This is a genomic window from Sphingomonas sp. (assembly GCF_039595165.1).
Lineage (GTDB): Bacteria > Pseudomonadota > Alphaproteobacteria > Sphingomonadales > Sphingomonadaceae > Sphingomonas.
In genome coordinates this window covers 1-21,596 of the sequence record NZ_JBCNMA010000050.1, presented here as the reverse complement: position 1 = coordinate 21,596, position 21,596 = coordinate 1, and the positions used below count along the sequence as shown (strand labels likewise).

Here is a 21,596-nt window from a genome sequence, read left to right as displayed (position 1 = left end):
TGCATGAGTTCATCGGTACGCTCGGCGGCTGGTACGACCAGGTCCGTGTGCTGCCCAAGCCGACGCTCATCACGCTGATGAAGCTTGGCGGCAAGGTCGCCCGCTTCATCCCCGCTGCGCGGAAGGAGTAGGCAATGCACTTCGCAGTCGTTCCTTCCACGAAGCTCGTCATTCCCGGGAAGGCGGGAATCCATTGCCTCTGCAGCAGCGGCTTTTTCCGCAACGCCAGCCAGAATGTATCCCCGCCTTCGCGGGGATGACGGAAAACAGCAAAGAAGGGAATCGTACCCGTCTCTCGGTCCTGAAGCACGCCAATCAGTTTCTGAAATTACAGAAATACCAGCAAGGGAGAAACAAGATGGCTCGACATCATCCCGCCGCCGATCCTGCGCTCCGCCATGTCGCGTGGCGCGATCTGACGACAATGCGTCCGCGTGACGGCGTGATCGAGTGCCTCCATCCCCTGCCCTGGCTGGCGCTGTCGCTAACCCTCGCGCAGTTCGGCGTCTGGCTGCTCGCCGCCCCTGCGACCTTCATGTTCTTCCTCACCGCGCTGCGGCTCAACCACGAGGCGATCCACCACAATCTCGGCTTCGGCCCGCGCGGCCACCGCCGCGTGCTCCATGGCCTCAGCGCACTGATGCTCGGCTCCAACAGCTCGGTCGCGTTCAACCATCTCCACCACCATGCGAAGATCGGCACGCCCGACGACATCGAGGGCAAGTGCGGCGAGATGAAGCTGTGGCAGGTCCTGCTCTACGGTCCGCGCTTCCCGGTCGAGACGCATCTCTATGGCTGGCGCAATGGCGGACCGCAGCTGCGGCGGCGGATGGCGATCGACCTCGGGCTCAACGCGCTCGTGATCGGGGCCGCGCTCGCGACCCAATGGGCGCCGTTGCTCTACCACATCGCCGCGATGGTGGCGGCGCAATGCTTCACCGCCTTCTTCGCGGTGTGGATCACCCATCATGGCTGCGAGGACGGCCTTGTCGCGCGCACCCAGCGCGGGCGGCTGCTCAACCTCGTCAGCTACAACATGTTCTATCACCTCGAGCACCACCTGTTCCCCGCGGTGCCCGTCAGCCGCCTCCCCCGCCTCGCCGCTCGCCTCGACGCTGCCGCACCAACGTTAGCGGCGCGGATGCGGATGGTGGTGCCGGTTCGTAGCCTTTGAAGGAGGGTTCGAAATGCAACGATTTCACTATGCCACAGGAGCCGCGATTGCCATGGCCGCAGCGGGACCGCTCTTCCTGATACCGATCGCATTCAGCGTTGGCCCAATGGCATTTCTCGCAATTCCGCTCGCCATCCCCATCGGCGCGGTGATCGCCGCGATTCCTGTCATCGTAGGTGGCTTCCTGATGGGTTCGCTAGGAACGCAGCACGACGCAACGCGAAAGCCATTCGCGTGGGGAGGTGCGGGTGCACTTTTGGCCTTGGCCATTGCGCGCATCTTTGACGCCATACCGGATCCGTTGTTCACGGGCGGCTTCATCTTCACCGGAATCTGTTGCGCCCTGATCGTGCGCTACGGCACGCGCTGGGACGAAGATCTGGCCGAATAGCGTCGTCGTCCCGGCCTTGAGCCGGGGTCTCGCTTCTTCTGTTGATCAGGATTTCAGCCGATGGATTTCACCTACTGGATCGCATTCGCCCTATCGCTATTGGCCGGCTTCATCGCCGCCTTCGCGCTCGTCGCCGCGGGAAAGCAACCGACACGAAAACATTATCGCCGCATCGTCGCCAGCATGATCGCGGTCGATTATCTTCTGCTGATCAACTGGAGCGCCATTACGCTCAAAGAATCCTGGATTCTGGCCGTCGACCTCGTTTTCTTCACCATCTACGGCGCCATAGGGGCCGCAATAGGCATGTTCCCGGCCATCATCATTGGTGCGATCGTCCGGCGCCTCCGGCGCTGACCGCATTCACTCTTCTCTCGTCGGGCTCTCAACCACGCCCCACGCGATCAGCGCCTGCCCCGCAAAATAGAGCGGCCAGATCAGCAGGCTCGGCACGAACGAGTCCCTGAGCAGCCCGAAGCGCGAGAAGATCAGCAGGTCCGACACCACGAACAGCACCGCGCCGATCCCCACGCGATAGCGCGGGAAGCGGCTCGTCCACGCCGTCGCCGCCATGACGCCGAGGAACGCGGCATAGGTCCCTACCGGCAGCGCCTGCCCCGTCGGGGCCGCGAGCAGCGCGGCAATCCCCACCGTCGCGGGCGCAAGCAGATATCCCAACAGCGTCTGGCTCGGCGACGGGTGCTCCCGCCGGTTGCGCAGGTACAGGACGATCGCCACCGCATGCCCCGCCCCGAATGCCGCCCCGCCTGCGGTGAATCCCTCGACCACCTCCAGCAACAGATCGCCCAGCGCGCCCAGCGCCAGCGCAGCCGCGATCAGCCACCCATCGGTGCTCCGCGCCCGGCTCGCGGCCCACGCGGCCAGCAACGCCACGCCGCTGGTCTTCCACGCCGCCTGCCACGCACCGGCGTCGACCAGATCCCAACTCGTCAGCGAATAGCTCGCCCCCGCCAGCACCGCGATCCAGAACAGCCTCCGCATCACTTCCCCTTTTTCCCCGCTTCCCCTAACCGATGCCCCATGTCCGACCATCAAGTCCATATCATCGGCGGCGGGCTCGCCGGGTCCGAAGCCGCCTGGCAGCTCGCCAATGCCGGCATCCGCGTGAAGCTTTCCGAGATGCGCGGGGGCGGCGACATGACGCCCGCCCACCAGACCGAAGGGCTCGCCGAGCTGGTGTGCTCGAACAGCTTCCGCTCCGACGATGCCGAGCGCAACGCGGTCGGGCTGCTGCACCAGGAGATGCGCGACCTCGGCTCGATCATCATGGCGCAGGGGGACGCGCACAAGGTGCCCGCCGGCTCGGCGCTCGCAGTCGATCGCGATCATTTCTCCGCCGGCGTCACCGCGGCGCTCGCGAACCATCCCAACATCGCGATCGTCCGCGAGCGGGTGGACCGGCTCCCCGCCCAGGGGCTCACCATCGTCGCCACCGGCCCGCTCACCGCGCCCGGCCTCGCCGAGAGCATCGGCAGCGCGACCGGCAAGGACAGCCTCGCCTTCTTCGACGCGATCGCCCCGATCGTCCACCGCGAGAGCATCGACATGGACGTGGCGTGGATGCAGTCGCGCTGGAACAAGGTCGGCCCCGGCGGCACGGGCAAGGATTACATCAACTGCCCGATGACCAAGGAGCAGTATCTCGCCTTCCACCAGGGCCTGCTCGACGGCGAGAAGGCCGAGTTCAAGGATTGGGAGAATGTCCCCTATTTCGAGGGCTGCATGCCGATCGAGGTGATGGCCGAACGCGGCGTCGACACGCTGCGCTACGGCCCGATGAAGGGAGTCGGTCTCGACCAGCCGAGCACCGGGCGCTGGCCCTACGCTTGCGTGCAGCTGCGCCAGGACAATGCGACCGGCACGCTGTGGAACATGGTCGGCTTCCAGACCAAGCTCAAACATGGCGAGCAGGTGCGCCTGTTCCGCACCATCCCGGGTCTCGAGAATGCCGAGTTCGCACGTCTCGGCGGGCTCCACCGCAACACCTTCATCCGCTCGCCCGAGCTGCTCGATCCGACGCTGCGCCTCAAGTCGCGCCCGCATATCCGCTTCGCCGGCCAGGTCACCGGCTGCGAGGGCTATGTCGAGAGCGCCGCGATCGGATTGCTCGCGGGCCGCTTCGCCGCCGCCGAGATCCTCGGCCGCACGCTCGCCCCGCCACCGGTCGAGACCGCGCTCGGCGCGCTGCTCGGCCACATCACCGGCGGCGCGGAGGTCGAGACCTATCAGCCGATGAACGTCAATTTCGGGCTGATGCCGCCGATCGAAGGACGGACCAAGAAGGCCGACCGCAAGCTGCTGTACACCGCGCGCGCCCGCGAAGCGTTCGCGGGCTGGCTCGCCGCCGCCTGAGCTATTCGTCCGCGGCTTCGGCCAGCGCCCTGGCCACTTCGGCGCGGCAATTGCAGCGCGGCCCGGCGCCGGCGCGGCGCTTGGGCGCGGTGGCGGCGAACTCGGCGCGAGTCAGACCGCCGGACTTGTCCTTGTCCGCGTCGGCGAACTTGGTCGAGGTACGCACCGTCCATTCCTCGAACGAGAGCGTGCCGTCGCCATTCTTGTCGAGCTTGGCGAAGGCCTTGCGCCGCGGCTGCTGCATCTCGGCCAGCGTGACCATGCCGTTGCGGTCCTTGTCGCTGCGGTCGAAGCGTTTCTCCTCGCGGCTGCGGTCGGCACGAGGCACCTCCGCGACGGTTTGCGGCTCGGTCTCCGCCGCCCCGGTCTGCATCGCCCTCGGCGCGGGCGGCACCGGTTCGGGGGCTGCGCTTCCTCGAAACAGGAAAATCCCCGCTCCCGCCATCAGCAACGCCGCGATGCCACCCACGAAATAGCGCCACATGCCCGACTCTCCCCCTCAGGACGGCAGCAAGCTAGCGCCTGCACAAGCGGCAGCAAGACGTCATCTGCCGGTCAGCCGATGCCACAGCGCCCGCCCGGTCCGCCGCGGCGCGCCCTGCGGGACACCCGCCAGGTCGAGCCGCGCGAGATGCGCCATCGCCCCCATCGCGCGGCCGTTGCGGCTCCAGCGCGCGGCGGTCGCCTGCGCCAGCGACTCCGTGGCGATCGCCCGCGCCGCCGCCGCCTCGGCGGGATCGCTGAGCCCCTCCGCCAGGTCCGCCAGCGCCCAGCCCTCGCCGGCCAACGTCAGCGGATCGGCGGGCGACGCGCCCGCGAGGATGCCGGCGAGCTCGAAGATCCGCCGGCCGCGCGCGCCATAGGTGCGCAGCGCGAGGTCATCGAGCTCAGCCTGCATCAGCGCCTGCCACGCCTGCGCGATCCCCGCCACCATCGACCCCGCCAGCCCCATGCGGAGCACGTCGCGCGCGATGCCCTGCAGCACCGGCTCGGGCGGCGCGGGCGCCGTATCGAGCGCGATCAAGGCGTCGTGCCACCATTGCAGCCGGATCTGCCCCAACATCGGCTCGCTGGTCGTGCGCACCGTCTCCGCCAGCTTGTCGTCGAGCGCGAGCAGCGCGGCCAGGCCGCCGCGCGCGGCAACGGTGGGCGCGTAGGACAGGATCATCCTCCGTTCCGGACCTGAAATCATCGGCCGTCTCCACAACGGAGCGAGCGTAGACGCGGCGTTAACCATGCGCTTTCAGCGGGCGTTAGCCGCACTTGCGCCATGCCACCCGATGGAACCGGGGACGAGGCATCGATGACCAGTCGCGCAGAGGCAGCGCAGAACGCACGCACATGGCTGACGTCGCTTGCCCGCGACACGCGCGGCAACACGCTGGCGATCATCGCGGCGTCGATCATCCCGCTGGCGGGCATGGTGGGCGGCGGCGTGGACATCAGCCGCATGTACATCGTCAAGACGCGCCTGCAACATGCCTGCGACGCCGGCGCGCTCGCGGGCCGCAAGATGATGGGCGGCGGCAGCTGGTCCGCGGACACCTATGCCGCGCGCGGCGAGGCCGAGCGTTTCTTCGACGCGAACTTCAACCCCAACGCCTACGGGACCAAGCTCGAGGAGCCGGCCACGCGGCGCACCTTCACCGAGAGCGCGGGCAAGGTCACCGGCAACGCCCGGGCGGTGGTGCCGATGACGCTGATGCGCATCTTCGGCAAGACCGAGGAGACGCTCACCGTCACCTGCGACGCCGAGATGCGGCTGCCCAACACCGACGTGATGTTCGTGCTCGATACCACCGGGTCGATGGATTATTGCCCGAACGGCGATTCAAGCTGCAACGGCGACGCGAACTCGCGCATCGCCGCACTGCGCAAGGCCGTGAAGTGCTTCTACCAGATCGTCGCGCGGCTCGACGTGCCCGACGCGGATTGCGACGGCGACGAGCCCAGCGGCGGCACCGGCAGCCAGGTGCAGATCCGGTTCGGCTTCGTGCCCTATTCGACCAACGTGAACGTGGGCAAGCTCCTGCCCAACGATTATCTCGTGAGCCGGTGGTCGTACCAGACGCGCCGGCCCGACCTGGCCGTGCCGCCCCAGAAGACCGAGACTCGCTGGGAGAATTACGGCGGCGGCTCGATCACCCAGAGCGACTGCCTCGCGTTCATGAACAACCAGGCCTTCGGTTCCTTCACGCCCACGCCGGCGAACTCGGGCGGTCCCGCCCCCGCGCCGACGGTCGTGGCGAGCTTCCCGAGCGACGGCACCGCGACCAATGGCGGCCAGAACGCCGAATGGGGCTGGTCCGCCGGATCGAACTCGACTGAGAGCTGGGGCAACGCCCCCGACCGCTCGACCGGCTGGAACGACGACCGGAAGAGCTGCCGCCGCAGGAAGACGACGGTCACGACCTATTATGAAGAGAAGTTCGCGTCCTGGGACTATGGCCAGTTCGAGATCGACGTGAGCGGGCTCAAGGCGGGCGGCAGCAGCTGGAACAACAGCTTCACCATGCCGAGCTCGCTGGCCGATCCTCAAACCGTTTCGATCGCCGACCCGGTGACGGGCGTCGGCGGCAGGGACATCCCTGCGGCGACGATCACCTGGGCCGGGTGCATCGAGGAGCGCGAGACGACCCCGACGACCGACTACGACCCGATTCCGTCGGAGGCGCTCGACCTCGACATCGACATGGTGCCCAACAGCGACGAATCGCGCTGGAAGCCTGCGCTGCCGCGCCTGATCTTCACGCGCGGCAGCACCAGCGGCACCAACTATGACGGCAACAGCTGGACCAGCGGGAGTACCAGCGGCTGGTCGACCGACCCGATTCCGACGTCGACCATCGACTACGCCAACCGCTCGACCTTCTTCTGCCCCACCGAGGCGCGCAAGCTCCAGGCGTGGAACGATCCGACCACCTTCCAGGGTTACGTCAACTCGCTCGACCCGAACGGGAATACCTATCACGACATCGGCATCATCTGGGGCGCGCGCCTGATGTCGCCGACCGGGATCTTCAAGACCGAGAACCAGGCCACGCCCAATGGCGGCGAGATCGAGCGGCACATGATCTTCATGACCGACGGCGACACGAACGCGAACGCGGGCGACTATGCCGCCTACGGCCTGCCCTTCTTCGATCACCGCCAGACGCCGGAGAACCCGACCAAGGCACAGCTGGACGAGCAGGTGAACCTGCGCTTCCTCGCGATCTGCCAATGGGTGCGGAACAAGAACATCACCTTGTGGGTGATCAACTTCGGCGAAGGCCAGAGCCAGGCGACGCAGGACCGGCTCGAGGCATGCGCCTCGGAGGGCCGCTATTTCTCGGCTGCCGACGGATCGGCGCTCCAGGCGACCTTCAAGTCGATCGCCGACCAGATCTCGCAGCTGAGGCTCACCAAGTGAGCCGCGCCGCGCACCGGTTTCGCGCCCTCACCCGCGACGAGCACGGCGCCACGATCGTCGAGTTCGCGATCGTCGCGCCGGTGCTGGGCTTTATGCTGCTCGCCGCGTTCGACGTCGCGCACACGCTCTACATGCGCGCCGCGCTGCAGGGGGTGGTGCAGAAGGCGGCGCGCGATCTGACGCTCGAATCCGGCCTCGTCACCGCGAACCAGGACGCGCTCGACGAGAAGGTGCGCAAGCAGGTCAAGGCGCTGGCCAATAACGGCACCGTCGCGATCACGCGGCAATGGTACCGCAAGTACGAGCATGCGGCGGCCTCCAAGTTCGAACCCTGGACCGATACCAACGGCAACGGAACTTGCGACGGCCCGGCGGGCAGCACTCCGGGCGAGCCTTATGAGGATACCAACAGCAACAACCGCTGGGACTCGAGCGGCGGCAATTTCAGCCAGGGTGGCGCGAAGGACGCGGTGCTCTATACGGCGACGGTAACCTATCCCCGATTCTTCCCGGTCTACAACGTGATCGGAGGCTCCCGGACGACCAAGGTCACCGCTTCGACGATCCTGCGCAACCAGCCCTATGGCGACCAGGGCGTGCCTGTCGTGAGGAACTGCCCGTGAAGGCCCTGCTGACCGTGATCTGCACCAACGGCCGCCGGCTCGGCCGCGACACGAGCGGACTGGCGCTGCTGGAGTTCGCCTTCGGCACGCCCGTCGTGCTGCTGATGAGCCTCACCGGCGCCGAGATCACCAACTACATCATCACCAAGATGCGCGTCAGCCAGATCGCGTTGCAGCTGGCCGACAACGCGGCGCGGATCGGCTCGGGCAGCCAGCTCGAATCCAAGAAGATCTACGAAAGCGACATCAACGACCTGCTCACCGGCGCCGATTTCCAGTCGGGCGAGCTGAAGCTGTTCACCAACGGGCGGGTGATCATCTCGAGCGTCGAGCCGCATGCGACCACGGCGAACAAATATCGGATTCGCTGGCAGCGCTGCAAAGGCAGCAAGACGACCTGGACGTCGAGCTACGGCACGCCGACCACCGCGACGAGCGTCGACGGCGTCGGGCCTACCGGCCGCCAGATCATCGCACCGCCCAAGGGCGTCGCGATGTTCGTGGAGGTGCGCTACCAGTACCAGCCGCTGATCAAGTCCTCGCTCTCGCCGTCGAGCGAGATCAACGAGGTCGCGTCGATGATGGTGCGCGACGCGCGCGACACCACCGGCGGTACCAACGGCGTCTATCAGGAAAGCGGGGTCGCCGCTTCCGGCTGCTGACGGCCGGCCCCTCCCTTGCGAGAGGGGCCGGACGAGCTCAACGGTAGGTCACCTTCTTGACCGCGGCCACCACCTTGTCGGCGGTGATCAGCGCCAGCTTCTCGAGGTTCGCGGCATAAGGCAGCGGCACATCCTCGTTCGCGACGCGCACGACCGGGGCGTCGAGATCGTCGAAGCCCTCTTCCATCGCGATCGTCACGATCTCCGAGGCGATCGAGCAGACCGGCCAGCCTTCCTCGACCACGACCATGCGGTTGGTCTTCTTGAGGCTCTCCAGCACCGTCGCCTTGTCGAGCGGACGCAGCGTGCGCAGGTCGATCACCTCGGCATCGACGCCCTCGCCCGCCAGCGTCTCGGCGGCTTCGAGCGCGACGCCGACGCCGATCGAATAGCTGACGATCGTGACGTCCTTGCCCGGGCGCACGATGCGCGCCTTGCCGATCGGCAGCACCCAATCGTCGAGCTTGGGCACGTCGAAGCTGCGGCCATACATCAGCTCGTTCTCGAGGAACACGACCGGGTCCTCGCTGCGGATCGCCGCCTTGAGCAGGCCCTTGGCGTCGGCCGCGTCATAGGGCGCGATCACGATCAGGCCGGGCACGCTCGCGTACCACGGGCCATAGTTCTGGCTGTGCTGCGCGCCGACGCGGCTCGCCGCGCCGTTGGGGCCGCGGAACACGATCGGGCAGCGCATCTGGCCGCCCGACATGTAGTTGGTCTTGGCGGCCGAGTTGATGATGTGGTCGATCGCCTGCATGGCGAAGTTGAAGGTCATGAACTCGATCACGGGCTTGAGCCCGCCCATCGCCGCGCCGGTGCCGACGCCGGCAAAGCCGTATTCGGTGATCGGTGTGTCGATCACGCGCTTGGCGCCGAACTCGTCGAGCAGGCCCTGCGTGACCTTGTAGGCGCCCTGGTACTCGGCGACTTCCTCGCCCATCACGAACACGCGCGCGTCGGCGCGCATTTCCTCGGCCATCGCATCGCGCAGCGCCTCGCGGACGGTGGTCTTGACCATCTCGGTGCCCGCGGGGACTTCGGGATCGGCCACGGTCGCCGCCTTGTCGCTGGCGAGCTGCTTGGTGCCGCTGTCGGCCTTCTTGGGGCCGCCATCCTCGCCCGCCTCGGACTCGGCCGCCTTCTGCGCCTGCGCGGGGGCTTCGGCATGGGCGGCGGCGGCGGGCGCAGGGACCGGAGCCGAGGCGTCCTCGCCCTCGCCTGCGATCGTCGCGATCACGGTGCCGACCTTCACGCCGTCGGTGCCTTCGGCGACCAGGATCGACGCGATCGTGCCTTCGTCGACCGCTTCGAATTCCATCGTCGCCTTGTCGGTCTCGATCTCGGCGAGGATGTCGCCGGATTTCACCGTGTCGCCTTCCTTCACCAGCCACTTGGCGAGGGTGCCCTCTTCCATCGTGGGCGACAGCGCCGGCATCTTGAGCTCAATCGCCATCTCAGTAGGTCCCCACCAGCACGTCGGTATAAAGTTCGGCCGGATCGGGCTCCGGCGTCTGCTCGGCAAAGTCGGCGGATTCGTTCACCGCCTTGCGGATCTCGGCCTCGATCGCCTTGAGCTCGTCTTCCTTGACGCCCGCGGCCTCGAGCTCCTTCTTCACGCCCTCGATCGGGTCGCTGTTGTCGCGCACCGCCTGGACCTCGTCGCGCGAGCGGTACTTGGCGGGGTCCGACATCGAGTGGCCGCGATAGCGATAGGTCTTCATCTCGAGGATGATCGGCCCCTTGCCCGCGCGCACCCAGGCCAGCGCTTCCTCGGCCGCGCCGCGGCACGCCAGCACGTCCATGCCGTCGACCTGGATGCCGGGGATGCGGAAGCTCTCGCCGCGCTTGAACAGCTGGTCCTCGGCCGAGGAGCGGTTGACCGAGGTGCCCATGGCATACTGGTTGTTCTCGATCACATAGATGATCGGGAGCTTCCACAGCTCGGCCATGTTGAAGCTCTCATAGACCTGGCCCTGGTTGGCCGCGCCGTCGCCGAAATAGGCCATCGCGACGCCGCCGTCCTCATTGTACTTGTGCGCGAAGGCGAGGCCGGTGCCGAGCGAAACCTGCGCGCCGACGATGCCGTGGCCGCCGTAGAACTTCTTCTCGGTCGAGAACATGTGCATCGACCCGCCCTTGCCGCGCGAGATGCCCGCGGCGCGGCCGGTCAGCTCGGCCATGATCTCCTTGGGATCGATGCCATAGGCGAGCATGTGGCCGTGGTCGCGATAGCCGGTGATCACCGAGTCCTTGTCGCCGTCGAGCGCCGACTGCAGGCCGACCGCGACCGCTTCCTGGCCGATATAGAGGTGGCAGAAGCCGCCGATGAAACCGAGACCGTAGAGCTGGCCCGCTTTCTCCTCGAAGCGGCGGATGAGCAGCATCTGGCGATAGAATTCCAGCAGCTCGTCCTTGGAGGCGTTGTACCGCTCCGGTTCGTTTGGACGTTCGCGATTAGTTACAGCTGGTTCTACTTTTCGGCTCTTTGCCGGCGCTTTTGCCACGATGACCCTCATCCTGGGGAGAGATGGAAGCGGCCCTATAGGCCGGTTCGCGGCCAGGGTGCAATGATGACGCTCGCGTAAGGCGGATCGCGGCGATTCCGCCGCTCAATCGAGCGGGACGATGACCTCGTCGGGGTGGACGACATTGAGCTTCTTGCGCGTCAATTCGTCGACCATGTCGGGGTCGGCGCCCTTTTGGTCGAGCAGCTTGACGCGATTGCGCAGCTCCGCCCGCTCCTTCTCGAGCTTGGCGAGCTCGGCCTGCTTCACGGCGTGCTGGCGCTTATAGTCGCCATAGGTGAGCACCCCGTTCGGGCCGAGCACCGCCGAATAGGCGAAGAAGCCCATGAAGATGATCGCCACCGCGGGCAGTCCCGCCCGGGTGAGGATCGCCTTGAAGGAGGTGGAACGCGCCATGCGCGCCTTGTCGCGCAAAGCGAATCGGCGATCAACCATGAAGTCAGTTGTCGCCGCCGCCCGGCTCGGCCTGCTTGCGATGCATCTCGGCGAGCACCGCTTGCGGGACGAGACCGGCGCCCGCCACCTGGAGCTTGTTCGACAGGCCCGAGACGATATGGCCCGAGCCCGCCATCAGCGCGTCCCAGCCGTCCTGCGCCACCTTGCCCGGATCGGCCTTGCTGTCGTCCTGGCCAACCTGGGTGTCGAGCATGTCCGCGCGCGCGAAGAACTCGGTGTCGGTCGGCCCCGGCATCAGCGTGGTGAGCGTGACGCCGGGGACGTCCCTGATCTCGTTGCGCAACGCCTCGGTGAAATTGTCGATGAACGCCTTGGTCGCGTTGTAGATCGCGTTGAAGCTGCCGGGGATATAGCCGGCGATCGATCCCGTCACGAGGATCTTGCCGTCGCCGCGCGCGACCATGTCCTTGAGCACCTTCTGCAGGAGATAGACGGTGCCGGTGACGTTGGTGTCGATCGAATGGCGCCAGCTGGCGACGTCCTGCTCGAGGAACGGCCCGCCGGTCCCGACACCGGCATTGGCGAACAGCAGATCGATCGACCGCACGCCCGCCGCCCCCAGCAACCGGTCGACCCCTTCGATCGTCGAGAGGTCGGTCTCGATCGATTCCACCTGCGTGCCGAATTGCCGGAAGTCCTCCGCCGCCGAGGCGATCAACGGCTCGTTCGCCACCACGATCAGGTCGCAGCCTTGCCGCGCCGCGATATGCGCCAGCTCGAACCCGATCCCCGTCGAGGCACCCGTCACCACCGCAAGCTTGTTCGCCATCCGCCTTACTCCGCTGCGAGCGCCAGGCCGGGCTTGAGCACGACCTTGGTCACCTTGTTCTGGTTGTCGTGGAACATCTTGTAACCGGCGGGCGCCTCCTCGAGCGGGAGGGTGTGGCTGATCAGGAAGGTCGTATCGATCTTGTCCTCCAGGATCGCGTTGAGCAGCCCCGGCATATAGTGCTGGACGTGAGTCTGGCCGGTCTTGAGCGTCAGCCCCTTCTCCATGAACGCGCCGAGCGGGAACTTGTCGACGAAGCCGCCATAGACCGCCGGCATCGACACGCGCCCGCCCTTGCGGCACGCCAGGATCGCCTGGCGGATCGCGTGGATGCGGTCGGTACCGAGGAAGGTCGAGGCCTTGATCTGGTCGATGACGTTGTCGACGAAGAAGCCGTGCGCCTCGAGCCCGACGGCGTCGATCACCGCATCGGGTCCGATGCCGCCGGTCATCTCCATCAGCGCCTCATAGGTCGCCGTCTCCTCGAAGTTGATCGTCTCGGCGCCGAACTGCTTGGCGAGCTCGAGCCGGCGCGGGAAATGGTCGATCGCGATGACGCGCTCGGCGCCCATCAGGAATGCCGATTGCACCGCGAACAGCCCGACCGGCCCGCAGCCCCAGACGGCAACCGTATCGCCGGGCTCGATCGCGGCATTCTCCGCCGCCATCCAGCCGGTGGGCAGGATGTCCGAGAGGAACAGCACCTTCTCGTCATCGACCCCGTCGGGCACGACGATCGGGCCGACATCGCTGAAGGGGACGCGGACATATTCCGCCTGCCCGCCCGAATAGCCGCCGGTCATGTGGCTGTAGCCGAACAAGCCGCTCATCGGCTGGCCGTAAAGCTCCTGCGCGATGTCCTGATTGTCGGCGGGGAGCGCGTTGTCGCACGCCGAATATTGATGCTTGCCGCAATGGAAGCAGGCACCGCACGAGATGGTGAACGGAACGACCACTCGCTGGCCCTTCCGCAGCGTCGACTTCGGGCCGACCTCCACCACCTCGCCCATGAACTCATGGCCGAGGATGTCGCCCGCCATCATCGTCGGAATGTAGCCGTCGTAGAGATGGAGATCCGAACCGCAGATCGCGGTCGAGGTGACCTTGATGATCGCGTCGCGCGGATTGAGGATCTCGGGATCGTCGACCGTGTCGACGCGCACGTCGTGCTTCCCGTGCCAGGCCAAGGCGCGCATCAGTTCTTCCCCTCTTCCTGCAGGCGGCGGTTGCGCGCCCCGGTGGCGATCTCGCCGGTTTCCATGAGCTGCTTGAAGCGCCTGAGGTCACGGCGCGCCTGGATCGCGGGCTCGCGCTGGAACATCTTGGCGATGACCTTGCCGATGATCCCGGCGGGCGGATCGTAGAGGATCGTCGCGGTGACGATCGTGCCGCGATCGCCCTGCGCGTCGCGAAAGTCGATGCGGCCGCTGTTCGGCACGTCGGCGCCCTCCTCCGAGGCCCAGGCGATGAACTCGCCCTCGCGCTCCTCGGTGATCACCGAGGTCCACTCGACCGTCTTCTCGCCCGGCGCCTTGACCACCCAGCGCGAGCGTTGACCGTCGAGCACCTCGACGCGCTCGACATTGTCCATGAAGGTCGGGAGGTTGGCGAAATCGCGCCAATAGGCGAACAGTTCGGCGCGCGGGCGGTTGATCGTCACCGTGCGGCCGACCAGCCTGCCGGCGTCGCCCTGCCCGGGCTTGTCGATCAGTGAATTGGTAGCGGCATCGACTGCCGCCGACTGGTGCTTGGATGTCGTGAGAGGGGCGTCGTCGCGCCCGGTCTCCAAAGTCTCGCCCATGCGGCCCTCCTTCGGTTCGTTCCAGAACCAAGGGAGGGCGCGGGCGTTCCGCTTGCTTTCAAAAGAATTTCGTTGCCTTACCGCAACTTAACATAAATTAGCGCAGGACGGAGCGTCCCGCGTAGACCGCCGCGTCGCCCAGCTCCTCCTCGATGCGGATGAGCTGGTTGTACTTGGCGAGCCGGTCCGACCGCGCGAGGCTGCCGGTCTTGATCTGGCCGCAGTTGGTCGCGACCGCGAGGTCGGCGATCGTCGCGTCCTCGGTCTCGCCCGAGCGGTGCGACATCACCGCGGTATAGGACGCGCGCTGCGCCAGGCTCACCGCCTCGAGCGTCTCGGTCAGCGTGCCGATCTGGTTGACCTTGACCAGCAGCGAGTTGGCGAGGCCCTGCTCGATGCCCATCGCGAGGCGCTTCGGATTGGTCACGAACAGGTCGTCGCCGACCAGCTGGACCTTGCCCCCGACCTTGTCGGTCAGCGCCTTCCAGCCCTCGAAATCGTCCTCGCCCATGCCGTCCTCGATCGACAGGATCGGGTAGCGCGCGACGAGGTCGGCGAGATAGTCCGCCATTTCGACCGGGGCGAGCGACTTGCCCTCGCCTGAAATCTCGTAGCGGCCGTTCTTGAAGAACTCGGTCGCGGCGCAGTCGAGCGCCAGCATGACGTCATCGCCCGGCGTGTAGCCCGCCGCCTCGATGCTCGCCATGATGAAGTCGAGCGCTTCGGTCGTGCTCGCGATGTTCGGCGCGAAGCCGCCCTCGTCGCCCACGCCGGTCGCCAGCCCCTTGTCGTGCAGCTTCTTCTTGAGCGTGTGGAAGATCTCGGCGCCGCAGCGCACCGCCTCGGCAAGGCTCTCGGCGCCGACCGGCATCACCATGAATTCCTGGAAGTCGATCGGGTTGTCGGCATGCTCGCCGCCGTTGATGATGTTCATCATCGGCACCGGCAGGACATGCGCAGAGACCCCGCCGACATAGCGGTAGAGCGGCAGCCCGCGCGCATCCGCCGCCGCCTTGGCCACCGCGAGGCTGACGCCGAGGATCGCGTTGGCGCCGAGCCGGCCCTTGTTCTCGGTGCCGTCGAGCTCGATCATCGCATAGTCGATATCGGCCTGGTCCTCGGCGTCGAGGCCGGTGATCTCCTCGGCGATCTCGCCGTTGACGCCCTCGACCGCCTCGAGCACGCCCTTGCCGAGATAGACGCTCTTGTCGCCGTCGCGCTTCTCGACCGCCTCGTGCGCCCCTGTCGACGCGCCGGAGGGGACCGCCGCGCGGCCGAAGCTGCCGTCTTCGAGCAGCACATCGACCTCCACCGTCGGGTTGCCCCGGCTGTCGAGAATCTGGCGCGCATGGATGTCGATGATTGCGGTCACGAAACGGTCTCCCTAGATTTGGCGGGACGGTGCCGCGCGGGCCTCTATCCCGTTCGCCGCCGCCGGGCAATTCGTGACGTGAAGGGAACCCTCCCCGCGCGCCTTGGTTGTTCCGCAAAAGGCAGCAAGAGGTTCAGAGCGATGGCTGACGAGACGTTCCCCAAGGACGAGAGCATGGACCCCGCGACCGACGCCCTGGTCGCGGCGGATCCGCTGAAGGATACCGGCAACGCCGGCGTCGAGGGCAAGCGCGGCACCGCGGACAGGATTCGCGACGAAGCCGGCAAGCTCGCGGGCCAGGCCGGCGACAAGGCGCGCGCCTTCGCCGACACCGGCAAGGAAAAGGCGACCGGCGCGCTCGACGAATTCTCCAGCATGATGCGCGAAGCGGCCGGCTCGGTCGATGAGCGGCTGGGCGAGCAATATGGCCAGTACGCGCGCTCCGCCGCCGACCAGATCTCGGGCTTCGCGGAATCGTTGCGCGGCAAGCAAGTCGACGACCTGATCGACGACGCGCGCGATTTCGTGCGCAAGAGCCCCGCGGTCGCGGTCGGCATCGCCGCCGCCGCCGGCTTCGTGCTCGCACGGCTGCTCAAGTCGGGCCTCGACGCCGCGGGCGACCTGGCCGACAAGGGCGCCGGCGACGGCAAGGGCAAGGCGTAACCGCCGCTGCGGGGGGATCAGGTGGACGAACGCCACGAGCCGGATGACGAAGAGGGCATCGGGAGGCTGATCACGCGTGCCGTCGCCGACGGCCGCGCCTATGCCGAGGCCGAGATTGCCTATTGGCGGGCGCTGGCGCTCGACCGGCTCGCCGATGCACGCGCGGCGGCGGTGCTCGGCATCGTCGTTCTCCTGCTCGCCCAGGCCGCGGCGATCGCGCTGATCGTCGGGCTGGTGATGATCCTTACCCCCTATGTCGGACCCGGCTTCGCCACGTTGATCGTGGTGCTCGTCGCAGCCGGCGCCGCGGCCCTGTTCGCGCGCGCCGCGCTGCGTCGCTTCCGCCGCGCGACTCGGCCAAAGGATGCGCCATGAACGACGACCAGCTCCCCGCCCCCCTGCTCGAAGCGCGCGCCCGCTCGCAGAGCGCACGCCAGCGGCTGTTCGGCACGCTCGACGAGATGCAGGGCAAGCTCAACCCGGTGACCCTGGCGCAGGACGCGGTCGAGACGGTGGCGAGCGGGCTGGTCCGGGACGGGATCGAGACCGTGCGCAAACGCCCCAAGGCGATCGCCGCCGCCGCCGGGCTCGCCGTGCTGTTCATGGCGCGCAAGCCGCTCGCCCGCCTGCTGTGGACCGGCGCGAAACATGCAACCGCGGCGGTGCCGAAGAGTTTGAAGCGTTCGAAGAAAGGATCGAGCAAATGACCGACACCAACCGAGCCCCGAGCCGCCGCGAACGCGCGGGCGAGACGATCGAGAACAACCCGCTGGCGCTCGTCGCGGGCGGCGTCGCGCTGGGCGTGGTGATCGGCGCGCTATTGCCGCGCCTCGCCAAGGAGAAGGAGCTGCTCGAGCCGGTGGGCAAGCGCATCGCCGAGGGCGCCAGCGCCGCCGCCGCCGCCGCGCGCGAGGCGGGCAAGGCAGAGATCGATGCGCTGCTGCCCAAGGGCGACGACGCCAAGGGGCAGATCAGCAAGATCATCGGCACCGCTTTCACCGCGGCCAAGGATGCGTCGCGGCCCAGGACCGACGCCTGAGCTTACCGTCACGCCAGCGCAAGCTGGGGTCTCCCTCCCGCGAGGGAATCGCTTGCCGCACGAGGCCCCGGCGTTGGCTGACGCCGCCCTTGGGTCGCTGGGGCGACGAGTAGGTTCTTGAGCGCGGTGCAGCCCGCGCGCTAAGGCGGCGGGGACATCCCATCCCCCAGGAGTTTCCATGAGCAAGCTGCACCTCGTCTTCGGCGGCCGCGTGAAGGACCCGATGACGCTCGAATTCCAGGATCCGAACCAGCTCGACGTGGTCGGCATCTTCCCCGACTATGCCAGCGCCGAAAAGGCATGGCGCGGCGCCGCGCAGCGCACGGTCGACGATGCCGAGATGAAATATGTGGTGGTCCACCTCCACCGGCTGCTCGAGCCGGACCTGGAGGCGTAAAATCCAGAACGGCGCGAAGCCGTCATCCCGGCCTCGTGCCGGGGTCCACCGCGCGGCGAACTATGCGCTTCAGGCTCTAGCACAACCCCGCGGCACCGTGGATCCCGGCACAAGGCCGGGATGACGATGCGGGGTAGCCAGCCCTTAGATGAACTCGATCTTGTTGACCTCGTACCAGCGGTCGCCCGCGGGAACGGTCACCTCGACCTCATCGCCCACGCTCTTGCCGATCAGCGCGCGGCCGAGCGGCGAGTTGTAGCTGATCCGGCCGGTCTTGGCGTCCGCCTCGGCCTGACCGACGATCTGGTACTTCACCGACTTGTCGTCCTCGTCGAGCAGCGTGACGGTCGCGCCGAACACGATGCGGTCGCCCGACAGCTCGCGCGGATCGATGATCTGCGCGCGCGACAGCTTGTCCTCGATATCGGCGATCGACGCCTCGATCTGGCCCTGGCGCTCCTTGGCGGCGTGATATTCGGCGTTCTCCGAGAGATCGCCGTGCGCGCGCGCTTCCTCGATCGCATCTACGATCAGCGGACGCTCCGCTTTCAGGGCCTTGAGCTGCTCGTTGAGCTTCTCATAGCCTTCCTGAAGCATCGGCATCTTCTCGACCGTCGCCATCCTACTTGTCCTTCGTCAAAACCCCTTTCCCCGGCGTGCCACTTCCGGCCCGCCCGCACCTTAACTTCCGTTGTGGGGGATCAATTGTGCGAATGCGAATAGTAGGCTTGCAGGGGACGGACTTCAAGGGACTGGCCGGAGAGCGCCGCGATGGCCCGCGCCGCCGCCACGCTCGCCGGAGCGGTCGTGAAATACGGTATCTTGAGCGACAAAGCCGAGGCGCGGATCGATTCGCTGTCCTTGAGCGACTGCCAGCCCTCGGTGGTGTTGAAGATCAGCGCGATGTCGCCGTCGCGGATGCGGTCGACGATGTGCGGACGGCCCTGCGCGACCTTGTTGACGCGCTCGACCGGCACGCCGTGCGCCGCGAGATAGTCGGCGGTCCCGCCGGTCGCGACGATGCCGAAGCCCTGTTCGACCAGGATCTTCACGCCGGGCAGGATCACCGGCTTGTCGCCGTCCTTGACGCTGACGAACACGCGGCCTTCCGAGGGCAGGGTCATGCCCGCGCCGAGTTGCGACTTGGCGAAGGCGATCGGGAAATCGCGATCGATCCCCATGACTTCGCCGGTGGACTTCATTTCCGGTGACAGCACCGGATCGACGCCGGGGAAGCGGTTGAACGGGAACACCGCTTCCTTGACCGCGATATAGTCGATGTCGCGATCGATCCTCGGCAGGTCCTTGAGCTTCTCGCCCGCCATCACCCGGCTGGCGATCTTCGCGATCGGGGTGCCGATCGCCTTGGCCACGAACGGCACCGTGCGGCTGGCGCGCGGATTGACCTCGATCAGGTAGACCTGGCCGTCCTTGACCGCGAACTGGATGTTCATAAGCCCCTTGACCTTGAGCGCGCGCGCGAGGGCATCGGCCTGGCGCTCGATCTCGGCGATCACCTCGGCGGGAAGCGAATAAGGCGGTATCGAACAGGCGCTGTCGCCCGAATGGACGCCGGCTTCCTCGATATGCTGGAGCACGCCCGCGACCACGACGTCGTCGCCATCGGCGATCGCATCGACATCGACCTCGACCGCGTCGCGCAGATATTGGTCGATCAGCACCGGCGCGTCGCCCGACACCTGCACCGCGGTCTGGATATAATGGTCGAGCTGCTCGGGCGTATCGACGATCTCCATCGCCCGCCCGCCGAGCACGAAGGACGGCCGCGTCAGCACCGGATAGCCGATGCGCTCGGCCACCGCGATCGCCTCCTCGCGGCTGCGCGCGATGCCGTTGGCCGGCTGCTTGAGACCGAGCCGGGCTACGAGATCGGCGAACTGCTCGCGGTCCTCGGCCAGGTCGATCGCGTCGGGCGAGGTGCCGAGGATCGGGATCCCGGCCGCCTCCAGCGCGCGCGCTAAGTTGAGCGGTGTCTGGCCGCCGAACTGGACGATCACGCCGACCAGCTCGCCCTTGGACTTCTCGACCTCGAGGATCTCGAGCACGTCCTCGGCGGTCAGCGGCTCGAAATAGAGGCGGTCGGAGGTGTCATAGTCGGTGCTCACCGTCTCCGGGTTGCAGTTGACCATGATCGTCTCGAAGCCCGCATCCGCCAGCGCGAAACAGGCGTGGCAGCAGCAATAGTCGAACTCGATCCCCTGGCCGATCCGGTTCGGGCCGCCACCGAGGATCACGATCTTGCGCCGATCGCTCGGCATCGCCTCGTTCTCCGGCTCGCCGAAGCTCGGCGCCTCATAGGTCGAGTACATGTACGGCGTCTTGGCGTCGAACTCGGCGGCGCAGGTATCGATGCGCTTGAACACCGGGCGCACGCCCAGCTTGTGGCGATGCGCGCGCACATCGGCCTCGGTAACCCCACCGGTCATCGCCTTGACGACTTCGCCGATCAGCCCCGACGAGCGCGCCATCGGCCCCGCCCCTTCGCGCAGGTTCGCCGACTGCAGCGCCAGCCAGGCGAGCCGCTTGTCGCTGAAGCCCATCGACTTGAGCTTGCGCATCCCCGCCGCGTCCTGCGGCAGGCCGTTCGCGCACACTTGCTCCTCGGCGCGGATGATCTCGGCGATCCGCTCGAGGAACCACGGGTCGTACTGGGCGAGCGCGTTCACCTCGGCGACGGTGAAGCCCTCGCGCAGCGCCTGCGCCGCGATCAGCAGCCGGTCGGGCGAGCGCACGGCGAGCGCCGCCTCGATCACGTCGCGCGGCGCGCCCTGGAGATGCTCGACATTGTTGAAGCCGGAAAGGCCCGTCTCCAGCCCGCGCAGCGCCTTCTGCATCGATTCATGGATGTTGCGGCCGATCGCCATCACCTCGCCGACCGACTTCATCGCGGTGCCCAGCGTCGCCTCGGCGCCCTTGAACTTCTCGAACGCGAAGCGCGGGATCTTGGTGACGACATAGTCGATCGTCGGCTCGAAGCTCGCCGGGGTGGCGCCGGTGATGTCGTTCTCGATCTCGTCGAGCGTGTAGCCGACCGCGAGCTTGGCCGCGACCTTGGCGATCGGGAAGCCGGTCGCCTTCGACGCCAGCGCCGAGCTGCGCGACACGCGCGGGTTCATCTCGATCACGATCAGGCGGCCGTCCTTCGGGTTGACCGCGAACTGCACGTTCGAGCCTCCGGTTTCGACGCCGATCTCGCGCAGCACCGCGATGCTGGCGTTGCGCATGATCTGATATTCCTTGTCGGTCAGCGTCAGCGCGGGCGCGACCGTGATGGAATCACCGGTATGCGTCCCCATCGCATCGACATTCTCGATCGAGCAGATGATGATGGCGTTGTCCTTTTTGTCGCGGACCACCTCCATCTCGTATTCCTTCCAGCCGAGCAGCGATTCTTCGATCAGCACCTCGGTGGTCGGGGACGCGTCGAGCCCCTTGCGGACGATCTCGACGAACTCTTCCTTGTTGTAGGCGATGCCGCCGCCGGTGCCGCCGAGCGTGAAGCTCGGGCGGATGATCGCGGGCAGCCCGACCTTCTCCAGCCCCTCCAGCGCCTCGGCCTCGCTGTGCGCGATCGCCGATCGGGCGCTGTCGAGCCCGATCTTGTCCATCGCCTCGCGGAACTTGAGGCGATCCTCGGCCTTGTCGATCGCCTCGGCATCGGCGCCGATCATGATGCAGCCGAACTTCTCCAGCGTCCCGTCCTGCGCCAGCGCGAGCGCGGTGTTGAGCGCGGTCTGCCCGCCCATCGTCGGCAGGACGGCATCGGGCCGCTCCTTCTCGATGATCTTGGCAACCACCGCGGGGGTGATCGGCTCGACATAGGTCGCGTCGGCCAGCTCGGGATCGGTCATGATCGTCGCCGGGTTCGAATTGACCAGGACGATGCGATAGCCCTCTTCCTTGAGCGCCTTGATCGCC

Annotated in this window: 24 protein-coding genes; 12 read left to right on the top strand and 12 right to left on the bottom strand. The window is 67.0% G+C overall.

The window, feature by feature from the left end; all coding sequences use genetic code 11:
- The first annotated feature begins 358 nt into the window (after nucleotides 1–358).
- Genes ABDV68_RS10505 through ABDV68_RS10495 form a run of 3 tightly spaced genes read left to right on the top strand, consistent with a single transcriptional unit; the run spans nucleotide 359 to nucleotide 1,922 of the window.
- On the top strand, nucleotides 359–1,174 hold the full coding sequence (locus ABDV68_RS10505; RefSeq protein WP_343519856.1) for a fatty acid desaturase: 816 nt from the start codon (nucleotides 359–361) through the stop codon (nucleotides 1,172–1,174).
- Nucleotides 1,175–1,187: 13 nt separating this feature from the next.
- On the top strand, nucleotides 1,188–1,565 hold the full coding sequence (locus tag ABDV68_RS10500) for a hypothetical protein (RefSeq protein ID WP_343519855.1): 378 nt from the start codon (nucleotides 1,188–1,190) through the stop codon (nucleotides 1,563–1,565).
- A gap of 60 nt (nucleotides 1,566–1,625) precedes the next feature.
- Entirely contained in the window at nucleotides 1,626–1,922 is a 297-nt protein-coding gene (locus ABDV68_RS10495; RefSeq protein WP_343519854.1) for a hypothetical protein, read from the top strand.
- 6 nt (nucleotides 1,923–1,928) lie between these two features.
- On the opposite strand, the gene ABDV68_RS10490 is transcribed toward ABDV68_RS10495, so the two are convergent.
- Nucleotides 1,929–2,567: a lysoplasmalogenase family protein gene (locus tag ABDV68_RS10490; RefSeq protein ID WP_343519853.1), complete on the bottom strand. Its 639-nt coding sequence runs from the start codon at nucleotides 2,565–2,567 to the stop codon at nucleotides 1,929–1,931.
- 39 nt (nucleotides 2,568–2,606) lie between these two features.
- On the opposite strand from ABDV68_RS10490, the gene trmFO reads away from it, so the two are divergent.
- Nucleotides 2,607–3,938 carry a methylenetetrahydrofolate--tRNA-(uracil(54)-C(5))-methyltransferase (FADH(2)-oxidizing) TrmFO gene (trmFO, locus tag ABDV68_RS10485; RefSeq protein ID WP_343519852.1) on the top strand — a complete coding sequence of 444 codons (1,332 nt, stop codon included), beginning with the start codon at nucleotides 2,607–2,609 and terminating at the stop codon, nucleotides 3,936–3,938.
- Nucleotide 3,939: 1 nt separating this feature from the next.
- On the opposite strand, the gene ABDV68_RS10480 is transcribed toward trmFO, so the two are convergent.
- Both ABDV68_RS10480 and ABDV68_RS10475 read right to left on the bottom strand, forming a co-directional pair.
- The gene (locus ABDV68_RS10480) at nucleotides 3,940–4,422 is read right to left on the bottom strand and encodes an EF-hand domain-containing protein (RefSeq protein WP_343519851.1); all 483 of its coding nucleotides are present in this window, start codon (nucleotides 4,420–4,422) and stop codon (nucleotides 3,940–3,942) included.
- A 60-nt stretch (nucleotides 4,423–4,482) separates the two neighbouring features.
- On the bottom strand, nucleotides 4,483–5,106 hold the full coding sequence (locus tag ABDV68_RS10475; RefSeq protein ID WP_343519850.1) for a hypothetical protein: 624 nt from the start codon (nucleotides 5,104–5,106) through the stop codon (nucleotides 4,483–4,485).
- Between the two features lie 135 nt (nucleotides 5,107–5,241).
- Here ABDV68_RS10475 and ABDV68_RS10470 point away from each other — a divergent pair, with 135 nt between their 5' ends.
- From ABDV68_RS10470 to ABDV68_RS10460, 3 genes are read left to right on the top strand one after another with little or no spacing between them, the layout of a single operon-like run.
- Nucleotides 5,242–7,350 carry a TadE/TadG family type IV pilus assembly protein gene (locus ABDV68_RS10470; protein ID WP_343519849.1) on the top strand — a complete coding sequence of 703 codons (2,109 nt, stop codon included), beginning with the start codon at nucleotides 5,242–5,244 and terminating at the stop codon, nucleotides 7,348–7,350.
- The gene (locus tag ABDV68_RS10465) at nucleotides 7,347–7,973 is read left to right on the top strand and encodes a TadE/TadG family type IV pilus assembly protein (protein ID WP_343519848.1); all 627 of its coding nucleotides are present in this window, start codon (nucleotides 7,347–7,349) and stop codon (nucleotides 7,971–7,973) included. The genes ABDV68_RS10470 and ABDV68_RS10465 overlap by 4 nt, the downstream gene beginning before the upstream one ends.
- Nucleotides 7,970–8,635 (top strand): pilus assembly protein, encoded by a 666-nt coding sequence (locus ABDV68_RS10460; RefSeq protein WP_343519847.1) that lies wholly within the window; start codon nucleotides 7,970–7,972, stop codon nucleotides 8,633–8,635. The genes ABDV68_RS10465 and ABDV68_RS10460 overlap by 4 nt, the downstream gene beginning before the upstream one ends.
- A 37-nt stretch (nucleotides 8,636–8,672) precedes the next feature.
- On the opposite strand, the gene ABDV68_RS10455 is transcribed toward ABDV68_RS10460, so the two are convergent.
- The 7 genes from ABDV68_RS10455 to eno form a co-directional block, all read right to left on the bottom strand.
- Nucleotides 8,673–10,088 carry a pyruvate dehydrogenase complex E1 component subunit beta gene (locus ABDV68_RS10455; protein WP_343519846.1) on the bottom strand — a complete coding sequence of 472 codons (1,416 nt, stop codon included), beginning with the start codon at nucleotides 10,086–10,088 and terminating at the stop codon, nucleotides 8,673–8,675.
- 1 nt (nucleotide 10,089) lies between these two features.
- Nucleotides 10,090–11,139 (bottom strand): pyruvate dehydrogenase (acetyl-transferring) E1 component subunit alpha, encoded by a 1,050-nt coding sequence (gene pdhA / locus ABDV68_RS10450; protein ID WP_343519845.1) that lies wholly within the window; start codon nucleotides 11,137–11,139, stop codon nucleotides 10,090–10,092.
- 105 nt (nucleotides 11,140–11,244) lie between these two features.
- The gene (locus ABDV68_RS10445) at nucleotides 11,245–11,556 is read right to left on the bottom strand and encodes a septum formation initiator family protein (RefSeq protein WP_343519844.1); all 312 of its coding nucleotides are present in this window, start codon (nucleotides 11,554–11,556) and stop codon (nucleotides 11,245–11,247) included.
- A 43-nt stretch (nucleotides 11,557–11,599) separates the two neighbouring features.
- The gene (locus tag ABDV68_RS10440) at nucleotides 11,600–12,385 is read right to left on the bottom strand and encodes an SDR family NAD(P)-dependent oxidoreductase (RefSeq protein WP_343519843.1); all 786 of its coding nucleotides are present in this window, start codon (nucleotides 12,383–12,385) and stop codon (nucleotides 11,600–11,602) included.
- A gap of 5 nt (nucleotides 12,386–12,390) precedes the next feature.
- On the bottom strand, nucleotides 12,391–13,581 hold the full coding sequence (locus tag ABDV68_RS10435) for a zinc-dependent alcohol dehydrogenase (RefSeq protein WP_343519842.1): 1,191 nt from the start codon (nucleotides 13,579–13,581) through the stop codon (nucleotides 12,391–12,393).
- Nucleotides 13,581–14,186 carry an SRPBCC family protein gene (locus ABDV68_RS10430; RefSeq protein ID WP_343519840.1) on the bottom strand — a complete coding sequence of 202 codons (606 nt, stop codon included), beginning with the start codon at nucleotides 14,184–14,186 and terminating at the stop codon, nucleotides 13,581–13,583. Before ABDV68_RS10430 ends, ABDV68_RS10435 begins: the two co-directional genes overlap by 1 nt.
- A gap of 97 nt (nucleotides 14,187–14,283) precedes the next feature.
- The gene (gene eno / locus ABDV68_RS10425; RefSeq protein ID WP_343519839.1) at nucleotides 14,284–15,558 is read right to left on the bottom strand and encodes a phosphopyruvate hydratase; all 1,275 of its coding nucleotides are present in this window, start codon (nucleotides 15,556–15,558) and stop codon (nucleotides 14,284–14,286) included.
- A gap of 141 nt (nucleotides 15,559–15,699) precedes the next feature.
- Between eno and ABDV68_RS10420 the strand changes: the two genes are divergently transcribed.
- From ABDV68_RS10420 to ABDV68_RS10400, 5 genes are all read left to right on the top strand, one after another.
- On the top strand, nucleotides 15,700–16,221 hold the full coding sequence (locus tag ABDV68_RS10420) for a hypothetical protein (RefSeq protein ID WP_343519838.1): 522 nt from the start codon (nucleotides 15,700–15,702) through the stop codon (nucleotides 16,219–16,221).
- Nucleotides 16,222–16,242: 21 nt separating this feature from the next.
- On the top strand, nucleotides 16,243–16,596 hold the full coding sequence (locus ABDV68_RS10415; protein WP_343519836.1) for a hypothetical protein: 354 nt from the start codon (nucleotides 16,243–16,245) through the stop codon (nucleotides 16,594–16,596).
- Nucleotides 16,593–16,928 (top strand): hypothetical protein, encoded by a 336-nt coding sequence (locus ABDV68_RS10410; RefSeq protein WP_343519835.1) that lies wholly within the window; start codon nucleotides 16,593–16,595, stop codon nucleotides 16,926–16,928. Before ABDV68_RS10415 ends, ABDV68_RS10410 begins: the two co-directional genes overlap by 4 nt.
- Entirely contained in the window at nucleotides 16,925–17,260 is a 336-nt protein-coding gene (locus ABDV68_RS10405; protein ID WP_343519834.1) for a hypothetical protein, read from the top strand. Before ABDV68_RS10410 ends, ABDV68_RS10405 begins: the two co-directional genes overlap by 4 nt.
- A gap of 178 nt (nucleotides 17,261–17,438) precedes the next feature.
- Nucleotides 17,439–17,657 carry a DUF4170 domain-containing protein gene (locus ABDV68_RS10400; RefSeq protein WP_343519832.1) on the top strand — a complete coding sequence of 73 codons (219 nt, stop codon included), beginning with the start codon at nucleotides 17,439–17,441 and terminating at the stop codon, nucleotides 17,655–17,657.
- 144 nt (nucleotides 17,658–17,801) lie between these two features.
- Here the strand turns inward: ABDV68_RS10400 and greA are convergent, their stop codons facing one another.
- The gene (gene greA / locus ABDV68_RS10395; RefSeq protein WP_343519831.1) at nucleotides 17,802–18,278 is read right to left on the bottom strand and encodes a transcription elongation factor GreA; all 477 of its coding nucleotides are present in this window, start codon (nucleotides 18,276–18,278) and stop codon (nucleotides 17,802–17,804) included.
- An 80-nt stretch (nucleotides 18,279–18,358) separates the two neighbouring features.
- Nucleotides 18,359–21,596, bottom strand: a 3,238-nt coding sequence (gene carB, locus ABDV68_RS10390; protein WP_343519830.1) for a carbamoyl-phosphate synthase large subunit, incomplete at its 5' end; no start/stop codon positions are given.

Coding starts and splice junctions, on each gene's coding strand:
- ABDV68_RS10400 (WP_343519832.1), top strand. CDS start 17,439: ATGAGCAAGCTGCACCTCGTCTTCGGCGGCCGCGTGAAGGACCCGATG.
- ABDV68_RS10420 (WP_343519838.1), top strand. CDS start 15,700: ATGGCTGACGAGACGTTCCCCAAGGACGAGAGCATGGACCCCGCGACC.
- ABDV68_RS10470 (WP_343519849.1), top strand. CDS start 5,242: ATGACCAGTCGCGCAGAGGCAGCGCAGAACGCACGCACATGGCTGACG.
- ABDV68_RS10490 (WP_343519853.1), bottom strand. CDS start 2,567: ATGCGGAGGCTGTTCTGGATCGCGGTGCTGGCGGGGGCGAGCTATTCG.
- ABDV68_RS10440 (WP_343519843.1), bottom strand. CDS start 12,385: ATGGCGAACAAGCTTGCGGTGGTGACGGGTGCCTCGACGGGGATCGGG.
- trmFO (WP_343519852.1), top strand. CDS start 2,607: ATGTCCGACCATCAAGTCCATATCATCGGCGGCGGGCTCGCCGGGTCC.
- ABDV68_RS10480 (WP_343519851.1), bottom strand. CDS start 4,422: ATGTGGCGCTATTTCGTGGGTGGCATCGCGGCGTTGCTGATGGCGGGA.
- ABDV68_RS10445 (WP_343519844.1), bottom strand. CDS start 11,556: ATGGCGCGTTCCACCTCCTTCAAGGCGATCCTCACCCGGGCGGGACTG.
- ABDV68_RS10505 (WP_343519856.1), top strand. CDS start 359: ATGGCTCGACATCATCCCGCCGCCGATCCTGCGCTCCGCCATGTCGCG.
- ABDV68_RS10500 (WP_343519855.1), top strand. CDS start 1,188: ATGCAACGATTTCACTATGCCACAGGAGCCGCGATTGCCATGGCCGCA.
- ABDV68_RS10410 (WP_343519835.1), top strand. CDS start 16,593: ATGAACGACGACCAGCTCCCCGCCCCCCTGCTCGAAGCGCGCGCCCGC.
- greA (WP_343519831.1), bottom strand. CDS start 18,278: ATGGCGACGGTCGAGAAGATGCCGATGCTTCAGGAAGGCTATGAGAAG.
- ABDV68_RS10455 (WP_343519846.1), bottom strand. CDS start 10,088: ATGGCGATTGAGCTCAAGATGCCGGCGCTGTCGCCCACGATGGAAGAG.
- ABDV68_RS10475 (WP_343519850.1), bottom strand. CDS start 5,106: ATGATCCTGTCCTACGCGCCCACCGTTGCCGCGCGCGGCGGCCTGGCC.
- ABDV68_RS10435 (WP_343519842.1), bottom strand. CDS start 13,581: ATGCGCGCCTTGGCCTGGCACGGGAAGCACGACGTGCGCGTCGACACG.
- ABDV68_RS10495 (WP_343519854.1), top strand. CDS start 1,626: ATGGATTTCACCTACTGGATCGCATTCGCCCTATCGCTATTGGCCGGC.
- ABDV68_RS10430 (WP_343519840.1), bottom strand. CDS start 14,186: ATGGGCGAGACTTTGGAGACCGGGCGCGACGACGCCCCTCTCACGACA.
- ABDV68_RS10405 (WP_343519834.1), top strand. CDS start 16,925: ATGACCGACACCAACCGAGCCCCGAGCCGCCGCGAACGCGCGGGCGAG.